Here is a 20,891-nt window from a genome sequence, read left to right on the forward strand (position 1 = left end):
TTCCCCCGCACCAAAAAATAAGAAGAATAAAAGAAAAACAACAAAACAGAAAAATAAATTATGGAAAAACAAAAATAAAATAAAACAAAAAAGCAAAATTAGGGCTTGTTTGAAAAATCGAAAACGCCGTCTTTTTACCCAGAAACAACCATCTTCTGCGTCGAAAATCCTCGTAATACGCAAGTATTACTTGCGGTTTTCTCCTTGAATCTGACCGTTTCTGGTCAAAAATCCGTCATTTCCTCTATTTTCAAACAAGCCCTAAGAAATAAACAACAAGGAATAAAAAAGAAAAAAAGAAAAAGAAAAAAAGAAAAAATAAGAAAAGAAAAAAAGTAATAAAACCCCCCAGAATCCCTCCCCACACGAACAAAAAAAGCCTCCCGTCAAGCGCGCGCAAAAGTTTTGTCCACTTTTTCAAAAGTGGTGGGGTTCTTAGGGGTGAAACCCCTAAGCCGCCGGAGGCACCCCCGGAGGCCCCCCCGGCGGCACCCCAACCCCGCCCCGGCCAAGGCCAGCTTGCCATTCTCCGCAAAAGGTGGTATACTTACATAAAACGGCATAAAGCGGCATAAAGCAGCATAAAGCGGCAAAAAACGGCACGCGTCCCATATCCCTGCCAGATGAAGGGAAGTTACCTATGTACATTGCAGATCTCCACATCCACTCCCACTACGCACGGGCCACCAGCAAGGCCAGCACGCCCGAGCACCTGGACCTCTGGGCCCGGCGCAAGGGCATTGGCCTCGTCGGCACCGGGGACTTCACCCACCCGGCCTGGCGGCAGGAGCTGCGGGACAAGCTGGAACCCACCGGAAACGGCCTTTACGTGCTCAAAGAGGCCTACCGCATCCGGGACAACACCGCCCCGGAAAACCCGCGCCCCCACTTTACCGTCACCGGCGAGATCAGTTCCATCTACAAAAAAGAGGGCCGTGTCCGCAAGGTGCACAGCCTCCTCCTCCTGCCCGGCCTGGAGGAAGCCGAACGGGTGTCCCGGCGGCTGGAGCAGATCGGCAACCTCCATGGGGACGGCCGGCCCATTTTGGGCCTGGACTGCCACGACCTGCTGGAGATCCTCCTCGCCCTTTGCCCCCAGGCGGTCTACATCCCCGCCCATATCTGGACGCCCCATTTCTCCCTTTTCGGGGCTTTTTCCGGGTTTGATTCCGTAGAGGCCTGTTTCGGCGACCTGTCGCCCCATATCCACGCCATGGAAACCGGCCTCTCCTCCGACCCGCCCATGAACTGGCGGGTGCCCGCCCTGGACCCTTACCGGCTGATCTCCAACTCCGACGCCCACTCCCCGGCCAAGCTGGGCCGCGAGGCCAACCTTCTGGATACCGAGCTGTCCTATCCGGGCCTGCAAGCCGCCCTGGAAACCGGCCGGGGTTTCCTGGGCACCCTGGAGTTCTTCCCCCAGGAGGGCAAGTACCACTACGACGGCCACCGGAAGTGCGGCTTGTGCCTCTCCCCGGAGGAAACCGGCCGCTACGGCGGCGTCTGCCCGGTCTGCGGCCAAAAGCTGACGGTCGGGGTGTCCCACCGGGTGGAGCAACTGGCCGCCCGCCCCCTGGGCTACCGCCCTGCCGGGGCCCCCGTTTACGAGAGCCTGGTCCCCCTGCCGGAGCTCATCGCCGCCTCGCTGGGCTGTACGGCTGCCAGCGCCCGGGCAGCGGGCCTCTACCAAACCCTGCTGCAAAAGCTGGGCCCGGAGTTCCCCATCCTGCGGGCCCTCCCGCTGGAGGACATCCGCGCCGTGGCCGGCCCCCTGGTGGCAGAGGGCGTCCGCCGCCTGCGGGCAGGCCAGCTTACCTGGAGCCCCGGCTTTGACGGTATGTACGGCGCCCTCCGCCTGTTCACCCCCGGCGAGCGCCAAACCCTGCAAGGCCAAACCGCCCTGTTTCAAGATTCCCCCAACCCGGCCCAACCCCCACGGTTGCCCGCCCGGCCCGCCCCAGCGCCTGCCCAGGCGGCCCCTGTCCCGCCGCCCCCGCCCCCGGCCCCCTGCTGGAACGAACACCAGCGCCAGGCCATTACTGCCACCCAGCGGGCCATTCTGGTGAAGGCAGGCCCCGGCACCGGCAAAACCGGCACCCTGTCCGCCCACATCCTGCACCTGATAGAAACCCGGCGGGTCAGCCCCGCCCACATCACGGCGGTAACTTTTACCAATCAGGCCGCCGGCCAGTTGCGGGCGCGCATCCAGGCCCAGTTGGGCAAGGGCCCGGCCGCCAAGGTGCAAATCGGCACCTTCCACGCCCTGGCCCACCAGCGCCTGCTGGCCGGGGGCACAGCCCTCCCGCTGGCCGGCCCGGCGGAAACCCATGCCCTGGCCGAGGCCGTCTGCCGGGAACTGTCCCTGTCAACCCCCGTGTCCCGGCTGCTCACCCAAATCTCCAACGAGAAGTCCAGCCTGGGCCCGCCGGGCACCTTTGTAGAGCCCCCGGTGCTGGCCGCCTACCAGGCCGGCTTGGAAAGCTGGGGCCTCTTAGACTTTGACGACCTGCTGCTAAAGGCCCTGCAAGCCGCCGCAGGGGCGGATGCCGGCGTGTTCCCCTACCTGCTGGTGGATGAGTTCCAGGATGTCACCCCTTTGCAATACCGGCTGATCCGGGCCTGGAACCAGGGGGGCCGGGAACTGTTCGTTATCGGCGACCCGGACCAGGCCATCTACGGGTTCCGTGGGGCGGACGCCGGCTGTTTCCAAAAGCTGGCCGGGGACTTCCCCGGGGCCCTTACCGTCACCCTTACCGAGAACTACCGCTCCTCCCCCCAAATCCTCTCCCTGGCCACCCAGGCCATTGCCCCCAATCCGGGCGGGGAAAGGCTGCTGCGCCCCCACTGCCCGGCGGGCCCGCCGGTGCGGGTGGTAGAGGCCCCCAGCCCCCTGGCCGAGGCCATCTTTCTGGCCAAAGAGATCGGCCGCCTCACCGGCGGTGTGGGGATGCTGGAGGCCCACGCCCAGCCCGCCGTCCCAGGGGGCCCCTGGGGGTTCGAGGACATCGCCATCCTCTACCGCACCCACCGGCAAGCGGCCCTGCTGGAAGAATGCCTGCAAAAAGAGGGCATCCCCTACCAGGTGGCCGGCCGCGAGCCCTTTTTGCAGGAGAAGGCCGTCCGGGCAGCGGCCTGTTTCTTCCGGTCCCTGCTGAGCCCGGCAGACGGCCTGGCCGCCCACACGGCCCGGCTGCTGCTGTGGGGCGGCAGCCCCACCGGGCAGGCCGAAACCGCCTACGCCGCCCTGGCGGAACAGTTCCGGCCCCGGCTAAAGACCAAAAGCCCCCAGGTACTGCTGGAGCAATGGGCAGGGGAGATGGGCCTGGCAGAGGATCCCGGCCTGGAGAAACTCTGCCAGATGGCGGCCTTTTACCGGCGGATGCCGGCGTTCCTGGAGGCCCTGGAAACCGGCGTGGAAAGCGACCTGCGCCGTTGCAACGGCAAGCGGTACACCGCCGCCGCGGTCACGCTGATGACCCTCCACGGCGCAAAGGGGCTGGAATTCCCGGTTGTGCTGCTCTATGGGGTCCGTGCCGGGCTGATCCCCTTCGCCGGCGGCCAGCCCCCGGCCAGCCAGCAGGAGGAACGCCGCCTGTTCTATGTGGGCCTCACCCGCGCCAAGCAGGCGCTGCTGCTCACCACCTCCCCCCAGCCGTCCCCCTTCCTGCAAGCCCTCCCCGCCGGGGCCTGCACCCAGCAAAAAGCCCCCCAGCCCATCCCAACCCCCCGCCAAACCACCCTCTTCGACCTCCTGTAGCCCCTGCCTCCCCCCGTGTTGCCTCCGGCGGCTTAGGAGTTTCACCCCTAAGAACCCCACCACCTTTGAAAAGGGCGAGGGCCGCCGGGGGCGGCCGTCACGAGCCGACCGAACCGGCAGGTGAGACGACGAAACTTCTGTGTTTCGCCTTCTTATTTCTCACTGATACTCCTATGCCTTCTTTACCTTTCTACAGATAACCCCCACCATATAAGCAATCTATTTATAACAATTTTATTTAATTATAATTTGTATAATGTTAAACTACATCTATCTGTTTTCGTCCAACATAAAATAATATTTGTTATTATATAAGCAATCATTTTATTATAATTTTTTAAAATTATAGTTATAATAATATATAATCAAATAAATTTGTTAGATTATAAACTTCATAATATTCTATCGCAATTTATCCTTTCCCTATTTCTGGAAAAAAGAAAAACATAAAAGTTTTGTCCACTTTTTCAAAAGTGGTGGGGTTTTTAGGGGCAACGCCCCTAAACCGCCGGAGGCAAAAAAAGCACCCCCCTCAAAAAGAGAATACCGCGCAAAACTTTACTAAGCTAAATTAAAGAACCTGTTAAGACCCTGCCAAGACCGCCCTGATAACCCCTCAAGACCGGGGGATTATCCTATCCTAACCGCCCCATAAACTGCCTGGGAACGGGGGGTAAAAACCCGTTTTTCCCCCTTTTTCTGTCCCCTAACCGGAAAGGAGCCTGCCCATGCCCTCCCTCAGCCTGTTGATCAAGCCCTCTTCCGGGGGCTGTAATATCCGTTGCAACTACTGCTTTTACCACGACGAGCAGCTACACCGCGAAACCTTCTCCTACGGTTCCATGTCCGAGGAAACCCTAGAAACCCTAGTAAAAAGCGCCCTTTCCTACGCCACCACCCGCTGCTCCTTCGGCTTTCAGGGGGGAGAGCCCACCCTACGGGGGCTGGGCTTTTACCGCCGCCTGGTGCAACTGCAAAAGCAGTACAACGTCCACCACGCGGAAATCGCCAACGCCATCCAAACCAACGGCCTCCTCCTGGACAGCGAATGGGCCCAATTCCTCCGGGAAAACCGCTTTCTGGTAGGCCTCAGCCTGGACGGCACCAAGGATGTACACGACGAAAACCGCCTGGATCCCGGCGGGAAAGGCACATTTAACCGGGTGCTGCAAGCGGCGCAAAAGCTGGCAGCCCATCAGGTGGAGTTCAACCTGCTCACCGTTGTGACCAACAGAACCGCTGAAAATATAGCTAAAATATATAATTTTTACCGACGATCCGGCTTTCCTTATCAGCAATATATACCATGCTTAGACCCCCTGGACGAGGACCGAGGCGCATCGCCCTACTCCCTCACACCTGAAAAATACGCCAGTTTCCTTACCACCCTCTTTGACCTGTGGTACCGGGACGTAACTGCGGGCAAGTTCATCTACATCCGCTATTTCGAAAACCTGCTGGGTATGCTGCTGGGCTGCCCGCCAGAGCACTGTGGCCTCAGTGGCCAGTGTGTCATACAATATGTGGTAGAGGCTGACGGCTCCGTCTACCCCTGCGACTTCTATTGCCTGGACGAATGGCGGCTGGGCAATATCCGGGAGCAGGGTTTCCGGGCGTTAGCCACCTGTGAAACCGCCAAGCGATTTCTCCAGCAGGGCAGCGCGGGCCGGCAAGGCTGCCAAACCTGCCCCTACGCCCCCGTCTGCCGGGGCGGCTGCCGCCGGGATCGGGAGCCTTTAGCAGCAGGCAGCAATTACTTCTGCCCGGCCTACAAGGCGTTTTTTGCCTATGCGCTGCCCCGCCTACAAGTGCTGGCACGCTCTATTCGCCAACAGGAAGGGGGAAGGCTAAGATGACGGGCCTTGTGATGTTTTTGGTATGCCTGGCCGCATCGGGCGTGGGTGCTGTAGCCGGGTATGGAGGCGGGGTCATTATCAAGCCGATCTTGGATGCTTTGCACATATTGCCGGTATCCACCATCAGTTTTTTGTCTGGTTGCACAGTGCTGGCCATGTCTGTGGTGTCCCTGCTGAAGAGCCGGGGCAACGGCGTGCGCTTGCGGGTGAGAACCACCACGCCCCTGGCCTTGGGCGCGGCCCTTGGCGGGTTGCTGGGCAAGTGGCTGTTCGAGCTGGTAAAGGCTGGCGCGGATGAGAACGTGTTGGGATTGGCCCAATCCTCCCTGTTGCTGGTAACTACCGTGCTGGTATGGCTATATACCCTAAAAAAGGATGAATTACCCGCCTATCACCTAGCAAATCTGCCGGTTTGTGCCCTGGTTGGGCTGGCTTTGGGGGGGGGTGTCTGCCTTTTTGGGCATTGGCGGTGGGCCGCTAAATGTAGCGCTGCTGTTCCTGTTCTTCTCTATGGAGGCCAAGGAGGCGGCCAAAAACTCGATCTTTATCATCCTGTTTTCCCAGGCAGCCAGCCTCCTCAGCGCCATAGCCCAGCAGAACGTGCCCCAGTTTGCCTGGCAGCACCTGCTGCTAATGGCCGTAGGCGGCGCCGGGGGCGCGCTGCTGGGGGCCGCCCTAAGCAAAAAGATGGATAACAGGGCTGTAGAACGCCTTTTATTGTGCCTAATGCTGGTCATTATCGGCATCAATGTGTATAATGTGGTGACGTATGGCCTAGCCATGATGGCCTTGAGTCTGTTTTAAAACCGGAGAAATGCCGGATTTTTGTCCAAAAACGAGGGCTTTCAAGGAAAAAACCGCAAGAAAGGCTTGCCGCCAGAAAGGCTTGCAGCCTTTCGAGGATTTTTGACACAGAAAGCACCGTATTGGGGCAAAATAGACGGCGTTTCGGCGTTTTAAAACAGACTCTAGGGGAGAGAGGACGCACAAAACGGCCTTTTGCCATACAGAAAAAAGCACACAGAGGGGGCCTCTGCGTGCTTTTTTCCTTTTGTGAGGGCCTGTATGGCCGGGGAACCGTTAGAAATCGTACTCAATGACGCCCCAGGGCGTTTCCTGCCGGTGCAGGGCCACAGATTGGGACATGGCCCGGACTTCCTCGCCGGTAACGCTGCGGTGGAGCTGCTGGGAGATAAAGATAGCGTCAGAGAGCAGGGCTGTTTCCATGGCAATGTAGGGGGAGTCGATGCGGGTGCTGTCATCCAGGTCGCCCCGCAGGTAGGCCACCCAGTGGACCTGGTTGTCATTATAGAGGGCCATTTTGGGGTCTACCTGGGCCTCCTTGCGGCCGTTTTCCTGGCAGTTGATGACCTTAGAGGTCTTAAGCCCGTCCTCATAGCCGAAGAACTCCAGGGTGGGCTTTTGGGCGCTGCCGCCGCCGGAGATACGCCCGCCTTTCGGCACGGCCAGGTCGCCGCCGGTGGTGTCCACATCAATCAGTTTCAGGCCGCCCAAAGAGCCGGCAATAAAGCTGGTGCCCACTTCGTCCATATGCATGGCCCAGTCCTCGTAGATGTCCAGGGATACGCCGTTTTTAAAGGTGGCAATGCCCACGCTCAAATCCTCCACATCATAGCTGAGGCCGGGCGGCAGCAGCCGGGGGTCCTGGTAGTAGTCAGCGGAGGATACGCCAAATACGGTGTCCAACTCCGGCATCCCCATAACGTAGAGCATCTGGGAGAGGTGGTAGATGCCCAGGTCGCACAGGGGGCCATGTACGCCAACCTCTTTGGAGATAAAATCACGGGAGAAATTGGGCATATCAAAACCCGGACGGCCCTCCCGGCGGTGGCCCACGCTGCGGGCGTGGTAAAGCTTGCCCAGCTTGCCCTCTTCAATCATCTTTTTGGCCAGGCGGGTCTGCAAATTGTAAATAGAACTCAGTTGCACAGCCAGTTTTTGACCGGTGGCTTTGGCCGCGTCGTAGATGATCTTGGCGTCGGCATAGCTGGCGGCCATAGGCTTTTCGCAGTAGCAGGGGTAGCCGGCCTTCATAACGGCCACCGACACGGGGGTGTGCAGGTTGTTGTGCACGCACACGTCAATGGCATCCAGGTCGTCCCGTTTCAGCATTTCCCGGAAGTCCACATATAGGTTTTCTTCGGGGATATCGTAGCGCTGGCCCCAGGCCTTTACCTTGGCCTCGTCAATGTCGCATCCGGCCACGACTTTTGTGCCGGGGATATGGGACCAGATGGTCATGTGCCGGTTGGAGATCATGCCGGTGCCGATGATCCCGATCCGAAGTTCTTTCATAAGCTGATCAGCCTCCTGAGTAAGTATAGATGTGCGCAACAAGCAGGAATATTATACCGCTTTGGGCTGGAAAGTGCAAGGGGGAACCGGAAAGAGGTGTGTGCATATATTAAAGTAATACGCCGTTGCCTCCGGGGCTAGGGCGCCGTGATATAACCCGCCTTTTGGCACCCCCTGTTTTAGGTGTGGAGAATAACGTCCGGCAGCCTATATGGCGCTGGCAGGCGGGCAATAGGGGACGTTTTTTGGGCAGGCACTTATCTTTTGCCGCAAAAAGCCGATAAAATATATAAAGAGGTTTTGTAGGGAATAGGCCAAACGGCCTGCTAAGGAGGCAGCTATATGACGGTCAAACAAATGATACAAAGCCGGCAGCAACAGCGGATAGGGGAACTTGCCCAAAAGCGGCAGGCCGGGCCCCATGTCAACCCGTATGGTACGCCCGGAATGAGCCTGCAAGGGGCCGGGGACTACCGGAAAATCGTGCCGGTAGATAAGGGCATGGTACAGCGGGTCAAGCAGATTGCCTTTGACCATATGCAGAATGGGTATGGAATGAGCGACGGGGAGGACATCAGCGCCGCCATACGGGACTATACCATGACCCTGGCGCCGGAAGACAGGCTGAGCGCCTCTTGGACGCTCAACGAGATCTTCCACCAGGAGGCTGCCCGGTTGGGCGAGTATGTCCATCAGCAGGATCCGGGCTGGGACTGGGGGAAACCCTTTGATACCGGCATTTTGGCCGGCTACCGGCAGGGCGTAGATATTACGGCATAAGCAGGTTTACAGATTGGTGCAGGGCCAGGGGGTGATCCCCTAGGCCCTGTTTTTATTGCTTTTTTCGCCGGGGCATAGAGGATCGCGGTGATTTGGGGTATCACTGCAAGCAAGAATGTTAAAGAAATTTTGAGTTTATGCTTAATTTTGGTCTGTAGACGTCGACTATATAGGTGGCGGCGGTTTCAAAATATGGCATATGTGGTAGGGGACGACGACACCGGCCTATGCCGAAAGCAGTTGGAACCTATGTCAAAAACCCCCAAACAGAAAGGAGAAATACACGATGAAAACCTTTGCAGCCTGTATACTGGCCCTTACGCTGGTGGTAACGGGCATTTTTGGCCCGGTTCCCGCCTGTGCAAATGGGGAGCCTTATCCGTCGCCCACCCCCTGGATGGAGTACGGCGACCTTTTGGACAAGCAGGTGTACAGTACGGACCATACGGTCCTCCAGGTGGTACTGTCGGGCTATTTTAATACCTGGAGCGGCGACACGGTTTCAGTGGAAATCTCCCGGCAGGGGGCAGGTGGCCTGGTATTTTACCGGGAAACCAGGGAGATGGCTTTTCAAATCGACATTGGCCTGCAACCCGGCAAATATCTGTTTCGGGCATACAATGAGGCAAACGAAATCTATACCCCCTTTTCTGTGGTAGGGGAATCAGACCTGTTTTTATTGACCACAGAGGCGGTGTCCGAGAGATGGGGGGACGAGGATTACTTAATAGGCGTCAAGCTGGCGTGGGACGGGCCTGTGGATGGTGGGCCCTATACACTGACCCGGATAGATTCCTGGGGAGGCGTCAAGGTATTTGAAAACATTGAACAAAGCCAGTTTTTTGATGCAGAAACCCTGCCGGGGGGAATCAACACATATACGGTTTCTGACGGGAAGAGGGTTTCCAGCCCTGCGGTGATCGATCTTCGGGGGTTCCCCCCTTTGGAATATGCGGGGAATCAGAATGACAGGGTGATCGTGATGAAAATTGGCGACCCCTATATGTACGCTGCTGAGGACAAGCAGTCGGCCATGCAGGGGAAGGGCCTAACGCGCTTGGGGCCGATCTACTGGGACGACCTGGGCGTGGTTCCCCGGCTGATGAATGACCGCACCATGGTACCGATAGCTGCTTTGGTACGGCAGATGGGCGGGATGGTGGGCTGGAACGGGAGAAAACAGATCGTCACCATCCGATATGATGGGAACGCGCTGGAGATACCCATTGGTTCCCGCACGGTGTACTTAAACGGGCAGAAAAGGAGTTTTGACACCCCTGCCCGCATTGACCGGGACCGCACCCTGGTGCCTGTACGGCATTTGGAACTGCTGAACTGTGAAGTGAATTGGGTCGGTAAAAGCAGGAGCATCGTTATATGCTATCGTGGTATATAAGAGAAAACAGGGGCAATGACAACAAAATATGTAAGATATACGCTATATACGCTGAGGCGCATAAAGGGATGGGTGAAAGGGTATCAGGGCCTGTTTATAGCGCTGTTGCTGACCATGACCTTGTTTTTGGGCGCGCAGATATTGACCCCCCACTCATCTACCATTTATTTTGACGGGGCCAGTGACAGGGCGGCATTTACCCTCCACCCGGAGGAAGAGGCCATGTACAGCATCACCTCTGACAGCTATGGCAATGGGAGAATCCAATTCAGGGCCGGCGAAACGGATGTGATCTATGCAGTCAGTACGGCTGCCTCGGAGGAGGTGCTACAGGCGGTTTTGTCTGGCGAGTATGCGCCCTCTTATTGGCTGTCCGGTACCGAGGTGTTCCCCTTTGTGGACGGCTGCGGGACTATTTCAGGAGAGTTTGGCATGACCCTTACGCTGGCGCCAGGGGAGGATACGGGTGGTGCGAATGCCTGGGAGGACTTTATCTATGACATAGAAATTAGCCGGGGGAAGGAATTTGGCAGCCAGGAGCAGAACCAGATCGAACTGAAAAACTTCCCAAAGGGTATGGGTATTTATTTGCAGAGCAGCCATGACCTCCATATGCTTGGTGCCACGGTGCAGATGCCTACCGGGAACTACCGGATCATTGGCTGTAAGTCCATCCGGTTTGATCTGGCCCCACTGGCGGCCGGCACCCAGGATCCGGCGGTCAGCCTGGCCACCAGCTTGGACCATATCCCCCTGGAGCATTTCCGGTTTACCAATTCGGAAAGGGATATTCTGGAAGTCACCTATTTCGCGGAAACCAAATTCAGCGAACTGGGCCATGTGGAGGTAGAAGGGGACACGGCGGAGATACGGGACTTGTGCGTAGAGGTGGAGAACCTTTGCCAGTACCCGTACCCCGTCAAAATCTACGGCCGGGTGGGGCGGCTGACAATGGCCGGCGCGACCTGCTACCCCAGTTGGGCCCAATGGCTGTTGGATAACCGCTCGGAATTGCTGCGCTCCATCGTACTCCTCTTCATTGGTATGGTGATGCCGAAGGGGAAAGGGGCAAAACCGGATTGACAAAGGGAGGGCTATTGCCGAGGGGCGCACTTGCAGGGATCAGCCGGGGGACGGAAGGACATTTGCGGTACGCATCATACGCATCAAAAGATAGCTGCGGCTTTATGGGCAGTAGACGCGAAAGAAAAGGGGGCAGCCTGGCTATGACACAGGAACAGCTTTATGCCGAATACATTACTTGGTTGGGCGGCAGCGCCCCGCTGGCGCAGGACGAACTTTTCCGGCTGGCTTTGGCTGACCAGGATATATTGGAGGACGATTCTTCGGTGGTGAACCGGCTCTATTTCGCCATCCCCCATTTTGAAGGGCCCAGCCTGCGCCTTTTCGTCTTTTTCGAGGAGAACCATTTCCTCAAAGACGCCAGCGGGGAACTTTCCCTGTCCCATTCGGCGTTTTTTCTGCCATAATGTGAACGGTTTTACGCACATATCACAGAGGTACGGTGGGGGATTGGCGGCTTTCTGGCCCTTATCCCTGCCGTACCCTTTTTTTCGCATTTGGGGGCGTGGAGAGGACGGGGGGATTGCGGGGAAAAGCATATAGAAAACCCTTGACCTGGACTGGGCTCCAGGTTGTATAATGGTATCTGACAGCAACCACCGGAAAGGAGCGAGCATATGATTTACAAGGACTTTCAGGGGCTGAAACTCTCTGCCCTGGGCATGGGCGCCATGCGCCTGCCTACCGTGGAAGGGGACGACGCCAAGATAGACGCTGCCGCCACCCAGGAGATGGTGGACTATGCCCTGGCCCACGGCGTCAACTATTTTGACACCGCTTGGGGCTACCACAGTGGCAACTCGGAACTGGTGATGGGGGAGGCGCTGAAGAAACATCCCAGGGAGAGTTTCTACCTGGCGACCAAATTCCCAGGCTATGACCTGGCCAATATGCCCAAGGTGAAGGAGATATTCCCCAAACAGTTGGAAAAGCTGCAAGTGGGGTATTTTGACTTCTACCTTATCCACAACGTCAACGAGATGAACATTGATGCCTACTTAAAAGAGGAGGAATACGGCATTTATTCCTACCTGCTGGAGCAGAAAAAGGCGGGAAAAATCAAGCATTTGGGTTTCTCGGCCCATGGCAGCGTGGAGGTCATGCGGCGGTTTTTGGAGGCTTACCACGAGGGCATGGAGTTCTGCCAGCTACAACTGAACTATGTGGACTGGACATTGCAGGACGCCAAAGCCAAGATGGAACTGCTGAAAGAGTACCATATCCCGGTGTGGGTGATGGAGCCTGTGCGGGGCGGGCGGCTGGCAAAGCTGGCTGAGAAGGACGAGCAGGCTTTAGCTGCCCTGCGCCCGGACGAAAAGCCGGTAGCTTGGGCGTTCCGGTTTTTGCAGAGCCTGCCGGAGGTAGTAGTCACCCTTTCGGGTATGTCTAATCTGGAGCAGATGCAGGAGAACATTGGGATCTGGGGGGAGGAAAAACCCCTGACAGGCCCGGAGATGGACGCTTTGCTGCGCATGGCGGCGGGCATGATGGACGGCCTTTTGCCCTGCACTGCCTGCCGGTACTGTACCAGCCATTGCCCGAAAGGGTTGGATATCCCCAAGCTGATTGGGCATTACAACGACTGGAAGTTTACCGGGGGCGGGTTTGTGCCCAGTATGGCGATCAGCACCTTGCCGGAGGACAAGCGGCCCAGCGCCTGCATCGGCTGCCGCAGTTGTGAGGAACTGTGCCCCCAGCAGATCAAGATTAGCGAAGCCATGAAGGACTTTACCCCCAAACCCTGGGCTTAAGCAAAAGAGCGGCCTACCGGGTGCGGCCAATGATGAAGAGGGAGCCTAAGGTAAACACCGTAGGCTCCCTCTTTACTTGTTTATGAAACGGCTGCCGGTCAGTCAACCTGAAACCGGCTGATCAACTGGTTCAGGGTGCGGGCCTGGGCAGACAGGCCCTTGGATACAGCGGCGCTCTCTTCGGCCGCCGCCGCATTTGCCTGCACAACCTGGGAGATATCCTTTATCCCGCTTTCCACCAGGGCAATCATCTCTGACTGCTGTACGCTGGCAGCGGCGATCTCATCCATCAGTTCCTGGATGGACTGGACACAACTGTGGATGACCTGCATGGCGGAAACGGCCATATCTGTGGACTCTGTCCCGGTTTTCACATCCTGGATGGAACGGGTGACCAGGCTGTTGGTGTTTTGGGCGGCCTCGGCCGACTTAGACGCCAGGTTCCGTACCTCTTCGGCCACAACAGAGAACCCCTTTCCGGCTGTGCCGGCCCGGGCGGCCTCTACAGAGGCGTTCAGCGCCAGGATATTGGTCTGGAACGCAATGTCCTCCATCGTCTTGGTAATGCTGACGATCCGTGAGGAGGACTGGTCGATGTTTTTGGTGGCCTCCATAAGCTGTGCCATCTTAACGTCCGCTTCCTCCGCATACCCGGTGGCTTTGGACACCAACTCGCCGGCGCTGCCGCAACGCGCCGTGCTGGTATGTATTTGCGTGGTGATACCGCTGACATTTTCCACCAGCCCGTCAATCGAGGCGGCCTGCTCGGCGGTGCCCTGGCTCAGCACTTGTGCGCCGGTAGAAACCTGGTCTGCGCTGGTATCTACCTGGTGCGCCACCTGGGAAATATCCCGGATCACCCGGGACAGGTTGGTATGGATGGCCTGCAGGCTCTCCCAAAGGACCCGGAAATCCCCGATATAGAGGCCCTCGTTTACCCTTACATCCACCGTGAGGCGGCCCTCGGCCATTTCACCCAACACCCGGCCCACGTCGTCAATGGTTTCTTGCAGGCATCCGCATACCCGCTGGGCTGTGTGGGCGATTTTGCCGATCTCGTCCTCCCTGCCGGAAAAGCGCTCCAACTCTGCACCGGCGGAAAGGTTCAAGTCCCCCAAGCGGCTGATGGCCCCTTCTACCACCATCAGTTCCCGGCTTTCCCGGCGCAGGATGAGCAGGGTGATCAGGATAATAGCGGCAGCCACCAAAGCGCACAGCACACCCACAATGATCCGCACAGCGGTTACGGCCTGAAAGACCTCCGCAGCGCTCTCCCGTACCATAAACACCCAGCCCCGGTCTTTTAGGTATTTGTAGACCACCAGTTGCTCCCGGCCGGACGCATCCCGGTAGGAGTAGGTGCCTGCCTGGGTATTCCCGTCCGCCGCGATCCGTTGTAAAATCTCCAGATAGCCTGGATCCGTAGTCTTTGTGTTCAAAAGCTGCTCGTCCTCGTGGTACAGGTATACGCCGGAATCTGCATTAAGGAAAGCGTACTCGCTGTCTGGAAGGCCCTTAATGTCCAGGTTCAGCAGCGCGTCCATCAGGTGGCTGGCATATACCCCGGCGCCCACATAGCCAAGGCAGCGGTCCCCATCAAAAACCGGGTAATACATGGAGAGGATCATGCTGCCGGTACCGGGGGATTTCATGATCCCCAGGTTGGTTAGTTCTTGTTTCGCCAAAATACTGTTTTGAAATTCCACCAGGGAGTCCCCGGTCCGGGTGGTCATGCCGATGGCGCCCTGGGAAGTGTGGGTAAGGACGTGGGTGGCTGGGGTGGCAATGTATAGCCCTTCAAAAACCCCCTTGACAGAGGCAAAATCTTCTGTATACTGTTGGGCCTTTTTCAAGAGGGCAGGGTCGTCCGGGGCCTGCAACAGGTCCTGCACCTCGCTGCCAAGGGCAAAGGCTTTGACGTATTCCTCTGCCGAGGCTACATAGTCGTTGATAATGGCGGCGCGGGATTCTACCGCGTCGGTCAACTGGTTGGTGATATTGGCCCGTACCGTGGCGGATGCATTGGTTGAAACGGTGAGCCACAGTAAAAGCATCCCAACCAAAACAAGCACCGTGGTAACGATGCCAATGCGTGTAGCAAGCTTTTTGTTTGCAAGGAACTTCATAAACTCTCTTCCGCAGAAAATAGTTTTGAAGGGTTCCCCCGTTCCCAAGCTGTTTGCCGGCCGGGGAAACCGTTAAGATCACAGGCCATAGCCTCCGGCCGGACGGTAGGGGCGCACTGGGAAACTGGAAATGTGTGAAAAACCACCTGGTACCTTTGGGCTATCCGTTTATCTTAAGTCATAATATAGTATGGCATAAAACTTGTGCACTGTCCAGAAAATTTTGGGCGGGCTATACTATGATGTGCGTACCGTTCGCTTTATTTCTTGACAACTCTACCAGAATGCGCTATAATACACGAAACCTTATCCAAAATATACAAAAGGGAGTGGTGAAATGCCTGCTTTTGAGTTCCATTGGTTCGACCCACACATACTGGGGAACGGGACGGACTTGGAAAAGTACCAGCAGGTCACGCGATGGGCCGCGGAAGCCAGGGGCGTAAATCCGGGCGTGTTTGACAGCTTGACCAAATGGCTGTTGGAGGCTGGACAGTGGGAAGATGAGGAACTGGCCGGCAACCGGGACATTCTCATGGGCGGCATCCTGGCCCGGTTCCAAAGGCAGAACCGGCTGCTCCGGGAGGTGCTCACCCAGTTGGAACCCGCCGGGGTGGTCAATCCCCCAGTGTTTGAAGCGTTGGATCGTTTTGACGCGGAACTACAGGGCCATACCCAGGTGGAGTGGCTGAAAGAAAGCGTAGAACGGGTTTTTGCGGATTTTTCTGCCATACGGGACCCGGAAACCCGGACACTTTTTGCCGGGAACATCACCGGCCCCACGAGTACAGATACGGTAGACATTATTGGGTATGTGAATTACTTAAAAGATTGCGACGCCGGCATCCAGTGGACGCTTTTCATGCCCGGCCTGGTTGAGCGGCAACAAAGCGGGTTTAAACTGGAGTCCTTTGCCTACAGGAAACTGCCCGCCATGCGCTTTATTGGGGTAGAGAAGGACTTCTCGCAAGACCCCCAGGGGTTGGCAGCGCTATTGGGCACCCTGGACGCCCTGGCCCCTTACCGTTGTGGCTTTCACCATGACACTGTGCTTATCCACCACAAAGCGCGGGGTGCGGATGTGGAGCCCTGCCACAGGCTGTATGGCCGGTTTATGGTTGCGGATACACCGGCGCCGGAAGGCTTTGACTATGTGGATTTTGTGCCGGAAGATAACCGGCAGCCTGGCCAGCCGTATCTGCCCCAGTTTGCCTGTGCGGTGTTTTCGGGGGATGAAGAGGCCATGCACCGGCGGGAGGGCTTTGACTCGGACGCTATGTACGATGTGACCCGGAATATCATTTTGGGGCAAAATGTCCCCATCCCTTACCCGGAAAAGTATTGAACCGCAGAGGTATTTCCCGAAGGTTTTGCAAAGAACAGCAATGTTTACCTGTTCTGCGCCCAGATAGAAAACGAGGGAGGGGAGGCCCCCTGCCATGGAGGCAAATAGGCTTTCGCACAAAACTGTCCAGGGCCTAAGCCCTGGACAGTTGCATATTTACCCGTGTAATGGCAGCGCAGGTACCCTATTTACATTCGGTGCAGACATATTCGGGCACAGTCCTTTCGTTGATCACGGACTCATAAAGCCGCCAGCCGCCTGCCAGGTTAAAGCAGTCATAGCCGTGGCCGGCAAGGATGCGGCAGGCAATGTAGCTACGCAGCCCGCTGTGGCAGTGTACATAGACCGGCTTGCCCGCGGGTATCTCGCCCATGCGTGCCCGCAAGGTATCCAGCGGGATGTTCATAAAGCCATCTATTTTGCCGCGGCTGACTTCGGCCGGGGTTCTTACGTCAAGGAGCGTCACGCTGCCGTCCCGGGGCAGGGTTTCTATATCGTGCCAGAAATACTGCTTGACTTTCCCCGTAACAATGTTTTCCGCCACAAACCCCAGCATATTTACAGAATCCTTCGCACTGCCGAAGGGGGGCGCATAGCAGAGTTCCAGTTCGGTCAGGTCGGTAATCTTGCCGCCAAAGCGGATGGCGGTGGCCAGCACATCCATGCGTTTGTCGACCCCGTCAAAGCCTACGATCTGTGCCCCGATGATTTGCAGGGTTTCCTTATCCCACAGCGCCTTGACCGACATATTGTTGGCCCCAGGGTAATAGGACGCGTGGGAGCCGGAATAGATATAGGCCTTGTCATAGGCGATACCGGCAGCCTGCGCGGCTTTCTCGTTTAGGCCGGTGGTGGCCACGGTCATATCAAACAGTTTCAGCACGGATGAGCCTTGGGTGCCGGTGTACGCGGAAGGGATACCGGCGATCTGATCCGCCGCGATGCGCCCCTGCTTGTTGGCAGGCCCGGCCAGTGGGATAAAGGCAGGGGCCTTAGTTATAAAGTCCTCCACTGCCACGGCGTCGCCTACCGCATAAATATGGGGGAGGTTGGTCCGCATCTGCCGGTCCACCAGGATGCTGCCGCGCTGGTTGGTCTTTATGCCGCAGGCCTGGGCCAGCCCGGTGTCAGGCCGCACGCCTACCGAGAGAAGGACCATGTCGGCGTGGAGTTCGCCCTGCTGCAAAAGGACGGTATGGCCCTCAATGGCCTTTACGCCGTTTTGTAGGTACAGCCGGATACCCTTTGCCTTCATGTAGCGGTGGACGTCGGCCGCCATGTCAAAGTCCAGCGGGGCGATGAGATGGTTGGCAAGCTCAACGATGGAAACATCCAGCCCGGCCTCCCGCAGGTTTTCCGCCATTTCAACGCCAATATAGCCGCCGCCTACAACAACGGCAGATTTTGGCTTGGCCTGGTCGATATACGCCCGGATTTTCAGCGTGTCGGGGATATTGCGCAGCGTAAACACAAAGTCACTGTCCGCGCCGGGTATGCCCGGCCTGATGGGTTCCGCGCCGGGGGAGAGGATCAGATTGTCGTAGCTTTCCACATAGGTTTCCCCTGTCTGCCAGTCCTTTACCGTTATAGCCTGGTTGCTGGGGTCAATTTGCACAGCCTCGTGGTGCACACGGACATCTATGTTGAACCTTGCCTTAAAGCTTTCCGGGGTCTGCAAGGTCAGGTTGCTCTTTTCGGTGATCACGCCGCCAATATAATAGGGTAGGCCGCAGTTGGCAAAGGAAACATAGCCCCCCCGCTCTAAAACCAGGATCTCCGCGGACTCATCCAGCCGGCGGAGCCTGGCCGCTGCCGACGCGCCACCGGCCACGCCGCCAATAACAATCGTTTTCATAGTCAACATACCTCTTTCCTGGAAGGAGATTTTGGAATGGGACAAAGCCAGTTAGAGCCTGTATACCGGGAGATATTCCCGTTTTGGAACCAGATCCCGGAATCGGACCGGGCGTTTATCTGCCAGAATTCCGTGGTGAAACCCTACCCTAAGGGCGCCCATATCCACGATGGCAGCGAGTGTTCCGGGGTTATTTTTGTTCGTTCGGGCAGCTTGCGCCTTTATATGATGTCAGAGGGTGGCAGGGATATTACGCTCTACCGCTTACATAAAGGCGATATGTGTATGCTGTCCGCCTCCTGTGTGCTGCAAGCCATTACGTTTGATGTGATGGTGGATGCGGAGGAGGACAGCGAGTGCTATGTCATCAGCGGCCCGGCCTTTGCCGAAGTTTCCGCCCGGCACCCGCAGATCAGAATCTTCGCCCTGGAAACAGCGGTCAGCCGGTTTTCAGATGTGATGTGGGTCATGCAGCAGATCCTCTTTATGAGCATGGACAAGCGGCTGGCTATCTTCCTTGCGGATGAGTCGGCCCGGAACGATGCTGACATAGTGGCCCTGACCCACGAGCAGATCGCCCGGTATATGGGCTCTGCTAGGGAGGTGGTATCGCGGATGCTGAAATACTTTGCCAACGAGGGGATCGTAGAGGTTTCCCGCAAAGGCATAAAGATCTTGGACAAAAAGCGCCTGCGCCGGTTAGCCCTCCAGCAGGGCCAGGATCTGTGACTTTGGCATAGCGCCTACAGACTGCTGTATGGGCCGGCCGTCCTTCATGACCACCAGGGTGGGGATGCTTGCCACCCCGAAGGCCTGGGCCAGTTCCGGCTCCTGGTCCACGTTGACTTTACCAACAAGGTATTGGGGGTTTTCCTCGGCAACCTCATCCACCAAAGGGGAAACCATCCGGCATGGCCCGCACCAGTCGGCGTAAAAGTCCAGGAGAACTGGCTTGCCACTATTTTTTACGGTATCGAAATTGGTTTTATTCACACTGAGCACAGACATATTTTTTACCTGCCTTCCTTTTGTTGATGGCTTTAGTATACCCGTTTTTTGCTTTCGTTTCTGTGACATGGTCACAATTTTCGCCTACCAAGAGAGAACCTCCCCCAAAAGCGGGCAGCTTGGGGGAGGTTCTGTTACTTGGATATAGGGGAAGGGGCTATAGCATCTCCTCTACCGGCACGGGCACCGCGTCGGGTTCAATGGGGCAGGTGTAGCCCTTTACAGAGGCTGCCTTAAATTCAGCTTTCGCTTTCTCTAATAAGTTGGGCTGTGTAAACAGGTCAACGGCCGTACCTGCCAGCACTTTGGCCGCGTAAAGCATCCCTTTGTGGGCAATGCCGGATTTGCCGCCGCTGACATTCTGCCAACTATGGCCCGGGGCGTGGGCAGGCCAAGTCACCGTACTGATCTGGGCGGTGGGGGTCTGCCAGCTTACATCCCCCACGTCGGTAGAACCGGGGGATTGTTTGTCGCTATGGAAGTAGGGCAGCAAAAAGTCGTTTAGAGGGGCCTTGCCGTTGTCCGAGAGCTCTGCTGCCTGTTTTTTCAGGGCCGGGTCGTATTTGGCGCCCATACCCGGCAGTTCTTCGTCCTGGGGACAGGTAGCGTCCAGGGCCGCGGCAAAGTCCCGCTCGGCCTGGGTGTATACCGGCAGGGGGATTTCTTCCATATTGGCATACAGGGCCCGCTCCAGGGCCTCGTTGGGCAACAGGTCAGCGGTGCCGTCGATAAACCGCCGGGTAAAGCGGGTGTCTGTCATCAGTGCCGCGCCTTTTGCAATGTTATCCACCCGGGCCAGCAGTTCCTTGTTGTGGGGGACCGTGTCTGACCGCACCATGTACAGTACCGTGGCCTTAGGCTGCACCACGTTGGGCGAGATGCCCCCGGTATTGGTGATGGCATAATGCAGGCAGTCACTGCCGGGGATATGTTCCCGCAGGAACTGCACCCCCAGGTTCATCAACTCTACCGCGTCCAGGGCGCTGCGGCCCTGATGGGGGTTCCCGGCGGCATGGGCCGCTATGCCGTGGAAGGTGTACTCTACCTGCATGGAGGTGTTGTTGGTGCCGGTAAAGACTTCGTTGGTGGTGCCCGGATGCCAGGTGAGGGCCGCGTCCAAGGCATAGAACAGGCCCTCCCGGGCCATAAAGGCTTTGCCGGCGCCACCTTCTTCTCCGGGGCAGCCGTAGTAGATGACCGTGCCGCTTGTGCCGCTGGCAGCCAGGTACTCCTTTATAGCCCAGGCCGCCGCCAGGCTGCCTACCCCCAGCAGGTGGTGGCCACAACCGTGGCCGTACCCGCCCTCGGTAACGGGGCAGGGCTCCAGGGCCCCGGCCTGTTGGCTAAGCCCTGCCAGAGCGTCATACTCGCCCAAAATCCCAATTACCGGGTGGCCCTCCCCAAAGGTGCCAGAGAAAGCGGTTTCTATGCCGGCTACCGCGTGTTCCACGGTGAACCCCAGTTCCTTCAGCAGGGTTTCGTACCGGGCAGTGGCATGGTGCTCCGAAAGGGACAACTCCGGGTCGTCCCAGATGGCGTCTGCGGCGTCAAAAAACACTTGCTGCTTGTCTTCCAGCAGATGATACAGGTCAGCTTTTGTCATCGTGTACCTCCTGAT

General features: G+C 57.4%; 17 protein-coding genes and 1 pseudogene. 13 read left to right on the forward strand and 5 right to left on the reverse strand.

Annotation, left to right across the window (positions count from 1 at the left end; translation table 11 throughout):
- Nucleotides 1–105 precede the first annotated feature (105 nt).
- The 6 genes and pseudogenes from U8U01_RS00595 to U8U01_RS00620 all read left to right on the forward strand — a co-directional run bounded on the left by U8U01_RS00595 (nt 106) and on the right by U8U01_RS00620 (nt 6,573).
- Nucleotides 106–339 (forward strand): hypothetical protein, encoded by a 234-nt coding sequence (locus U8U01_RS00595; RefSeq protein WP_322168838.1) that lies wholly within the window; start codon nt 106–108, stop codon nt 337–339.
- A 301-nt stretch (nt 340–640) separates the two neighbouring features.
- Nucleotides 641–3,757 carry a UvrD-helicase domain-containing protein gene (locus U8U01_RS00600; RefSeq protein WP_322168841.1) on the forward strand — a complete coding sequence of 1,039 codons (3,117 nt, stop codon included), beginning with the start codon at nt 641–643 and terminating at the stop codon, nt 3,755–3,757.
- A gap of 728 nt (nt 3,758–4,485) precedes the next feature.
- Complete coding sequence (locus U8U01_RS00605; protein WP_322168844.1) at nt 4,486–5,613, forward strand: anaerobic sulfatase maturase; 1,128 nt, start codon at nt 4,486–4,488, stop codon at nt 5,611–5,613.
- A gap of 11 nt (nt 5,614–5,624) precedes the next feature.
- A pseudogene (locus U8U01_RS00610) lies at nt 5,625–6,017 on the forward strand (TSUP family transporter); the annotation flags it as partial.
- Nucleotides 6,018–6,027: 10 nt separating this feature from the next.
- Nucleotides 6,028–6,417 carry a TSUP family transporter gene (locus U8U01_RS00615; protein ID WP_367575579.1) on the forward strand — a complete coding sequence of 130 codons (390 nt, stop codon included), beginning with the start codon at nt 6,028–6,030 and terminating at the stop codon, nt 6,415–6,417.
- Between the two features lie 21 nt (nt 6,418–6,438).
- Complete coding sequence (locus U8U01_RS00620) at nt 6,439–6,573, forward strand: hypothetical protein (protein ID WP_322168850.1); 135 nt, start codon at nt 6,439–6,441, stop codon at nt 6,571–6,573.
- A 120-nt stretch (nt 6,574–6,693) separates the two neighbouring features.
- Here U8U01_RS00620 and U8U01_RS00625 read toward each other — a convergent pair whose 3' ends face one another.
- Complete coding sequence (locus U8U01_RS00625) at nt 6,694–7,929, reverse strand: Gfo/Idh/MocA family protein (RefSeq protein WP_322168853.1); 1,236 nt, start codon at nt 7,927–7,929, stop codon at nt 6,694–6,696.
- 342 nt (nt 7,930–8,271) lie between these two features.
- On the opposite strand from U8U01_RS00625, the gene U8U01_RS00630 reads away from it, so the two are divergent.
- From U8U01_RS00630 to U8U01_RS00650, 5 genes are all read left to right on the forward strand, one after another.
- Nucleotides 8,272–8,709, forward strand: a complete 438-nt coding sequence (locus tag U8U01_RS00630; protein WP_322168857.1) for a DUF3879 family protein — start codon at nt 8,272–8,274, stop codon at nt 8,707–8,709.
- Nucleotides 8,710–8,995: 286 nt separating this feature from the next.
- On the forward strand, nt 8,996–10,105 hold the full coding sequence (locus U8U01_RS00635; protein ID WP_322168860.1) for a stalk domain-containing protein: 1,110 nt from the start codon (nt 8,996–8,998) through the stop codon (nt 10,103–10,105).
- Nucleotides 10,106–10,177: 72 nt separating this feature from the next.
- Entirely contained in the window at nt 10,178–11,188 is a 1,011-nt protein-coding gene (locus U8U01_RS00640) for a hypothetical protein (RefSeq protein ID WP_322168863.1), read from the forward strand.
- 143 nt (nt 11,189–11,331) lie between these two features.
- Nucleotides 11,332–11,595, forward strand: a complete 264-nt coding sequence (locus U8U01_RS00645; protein WP_322168866.1) for a hypothetical protein — start codon at nt 11,332–11,334, stop codon at nt 11,593–11,595.
- 210 nt (nt 11,596–11,805) lie between these two features.
- On the forward strand, nt 11,806–12,939 hold the full coding sequence (locus U8U01_RS00650) for an aldo/keto reductase (RefSeq protein ID WP_322168869.1): 1,134 nt from the start codon (nt 11,806–11,808) through the stop codon (nt 12,937–12,939).
- A 98-nt stretch (nt 12,940–13,037) separates the two neighbouring features.
- Here the strand turns inward: U8U01_RS00650 and U8U01_RS00655 are convergent, their stop codons facing one another.
- Complete coding sequence (locus U8U01_RS00655; protein WP_322168871.1) at nt 13,038–15,065, reverse strand: methyl-accepting chemotaxis protein; 2,028 nt, start codon at nt 15,063–15,065, stop codon at nt 13,038–13,040.
- A 337-nt stretch (nt 15,066–15,402) separates the two neighbouring features.
- Between U8U01_RS00655 and U8U01_RS00660 the strand changes: the two genes are divergently transcribed.
- Complete coding sequence (locus tag U8U01_RS00660) at nt 15,403–16,410, forward strand: hypothetical protein (RefSeq protein WP_322168874.1); 1,008 nt, start codon at nt 15,403–15,405, stop codon at nt 16,408–16,410.
- A gap of 184 nt (nt 16,411–16,594) precedes the next feature.
- On the opposite strand, the gene U8U01_RS00665 is transcribed toward U8U01_RS00660, so the two are convergent.
- The gene (locus tag U8U01_RS00665; protein WP_322168876.1) at nt 16,595–18,265 is read right to left on the reverse strand and encodes an FAD-dependent oxidoreductase; all 1,671 of its coding nucleotides are present in this window, start codon (nt 18,263–18,265) and stop codon (nt 16,595–16,597) included.
- A gap of 36 nt (nt 18,266–18,301) precedes the next feature.
- On the opposite strand from U8U01_RS00665, the gene U8U01_RS00670 reads away from it, so the two are divergent.
- Nucleotides 18,302–18,994: a Crp/Fnr family transcriptional regulator gene (locus U8U01_RS00670; protein WP_322168880.1), complete on the forward strand. Its 693-nt coding sequence runs from the start codon at nt 18,302–18,304 to the stop codon at nt 18,992–18,994.
- Here U8U01_RS00670 and trxA read toward each other — a convergent pair.
- Nucleotides 18,965–19,273: a thioredoxin gene (gene trxA / locus U8U01_RS00675; RefSeq protein WP_322168883.1), complete on the reverse strand. Its 309-nt coding sequence runs from the start codon at nt 19,271–19,273 to the stop codon at nt 18,965–18,967. The two genes, U8U01_RS00670 and trxA, sit on opposite strands and share 30 nt — an antisense overlap.
- A 157-nt stretch (nt 19,274–19,430) precedes the next feature.
- Complete coding sequence (locus U8U01_RS00680) at nt 19,431–20,876, reverse strand: amidohydrolase (RefSeq protein WP_322168884.1); 1,446 nt, start codon at nt 20,874–20,876, stop codon at nt 19,431–19,433.
- Nucleotides 20,877–20,891 lie beyond the last annotated feature (15 nt).

It is taken from the genome of Acutalibacter caecimuris (assembly GCF_034335085.1).
GTDB lineage: Bacteria > Bacillota > Clostridia > Oscillospirales > Acutalibacteraceae > Acutalibacter > Acutalibacter caecimuris.

Bases quoted from the DNA above. Each gene is read 5' to 3' on its own strand.
- U8U01_RS00600 (WP_322168841.1), top strand. From the start codon at position 641: ATGTACATTGCAGATCTCCACATCCACTCCCACTACGCACGGGCCACC.
- U8U01_RS00605 (WP_322168844.1), top strand. From the start codon at position 4,486: ATGCCCTCCCTCAGCCTGTTGATCAAGCCCTCTTCCGGGGGCTGTAAT.
- U8U01_RS00625 (WP_322168853.1), bottom strand. From the start codon at position 7,929: ATGAAAGAACTTCGGATCGGGATCATCGGCACCGGCATGATCTCCAAC.
- U8U01_RS00630 (WP_322168857.1), top strand. From the start codon at position 8,272: ATGACGGTCAAACAAATGATACAAAGCCGGCAGCAACAGCGGATAGGG.
- U8U01_RS00635 (WP_322168860.1), top strand. From the start codon at position 8,996: ATGAAAACCTTTGCAGCCTGTATACTGGCCCTTACGCTGGTGGTAACG.
- U8U01_RS00645 (WP_322168866.1), top strand. From the start codon at position 11,332: ATGACACAGGAACAGCTTTATGCCGAATACATTACTTGGTTGGGCGGC.
- U8U01_RS00650 (WP_322168869.1), top strand. From the start codon at position 11,806: ATGATTTACAAGGACTTTCAGGGGCTGAAACTCTCTGCCCTGGGCATG.
- U8U01_RS00655 (WP_322168871.1), bottom strand. From the start codon at position 15,065: ATGAAGTTCCTTGCAAACAAAAAGCTTGCTACACGCATTGGCATCGTT.
- U8U01_RS00660 (WP_322168874.1), top strand. From the start codon at position 15,403: ATGCCTGCTTTTGAGTTCCATTGGTTCGACCCACACATACTGGGGAAC.
- U8U01_RS00665 (WP_322168876.1), bottom strand. From the start codon at position 18,265: ATGAAAACGATTGTTATTGGCGGCGTGGCCGGTGGCGCGTCGGCAGCG.
- U8U01_RS00670 (WP_322168880.1), top strand. From the start codon at position 18,302: ATGGGACAAAGCCAGTTAGAGCCTGTATACCGGGAGATATTCCCGTTT.
- trxA (WP_322168883.1), bottom strand. From the start codon at position 19,273: ATGTCTGTGCTCAGTGTGAATAAAACCAATTTCGATACCGTAAAAAAT.
- U8U01_RS00680 (WP_322168884.1), bottom strand. From the start codon at position 20,876: ATGACAAAAGCTGACCTGTATCATCTGCTGGAAGACAAGCAGCAAGTG.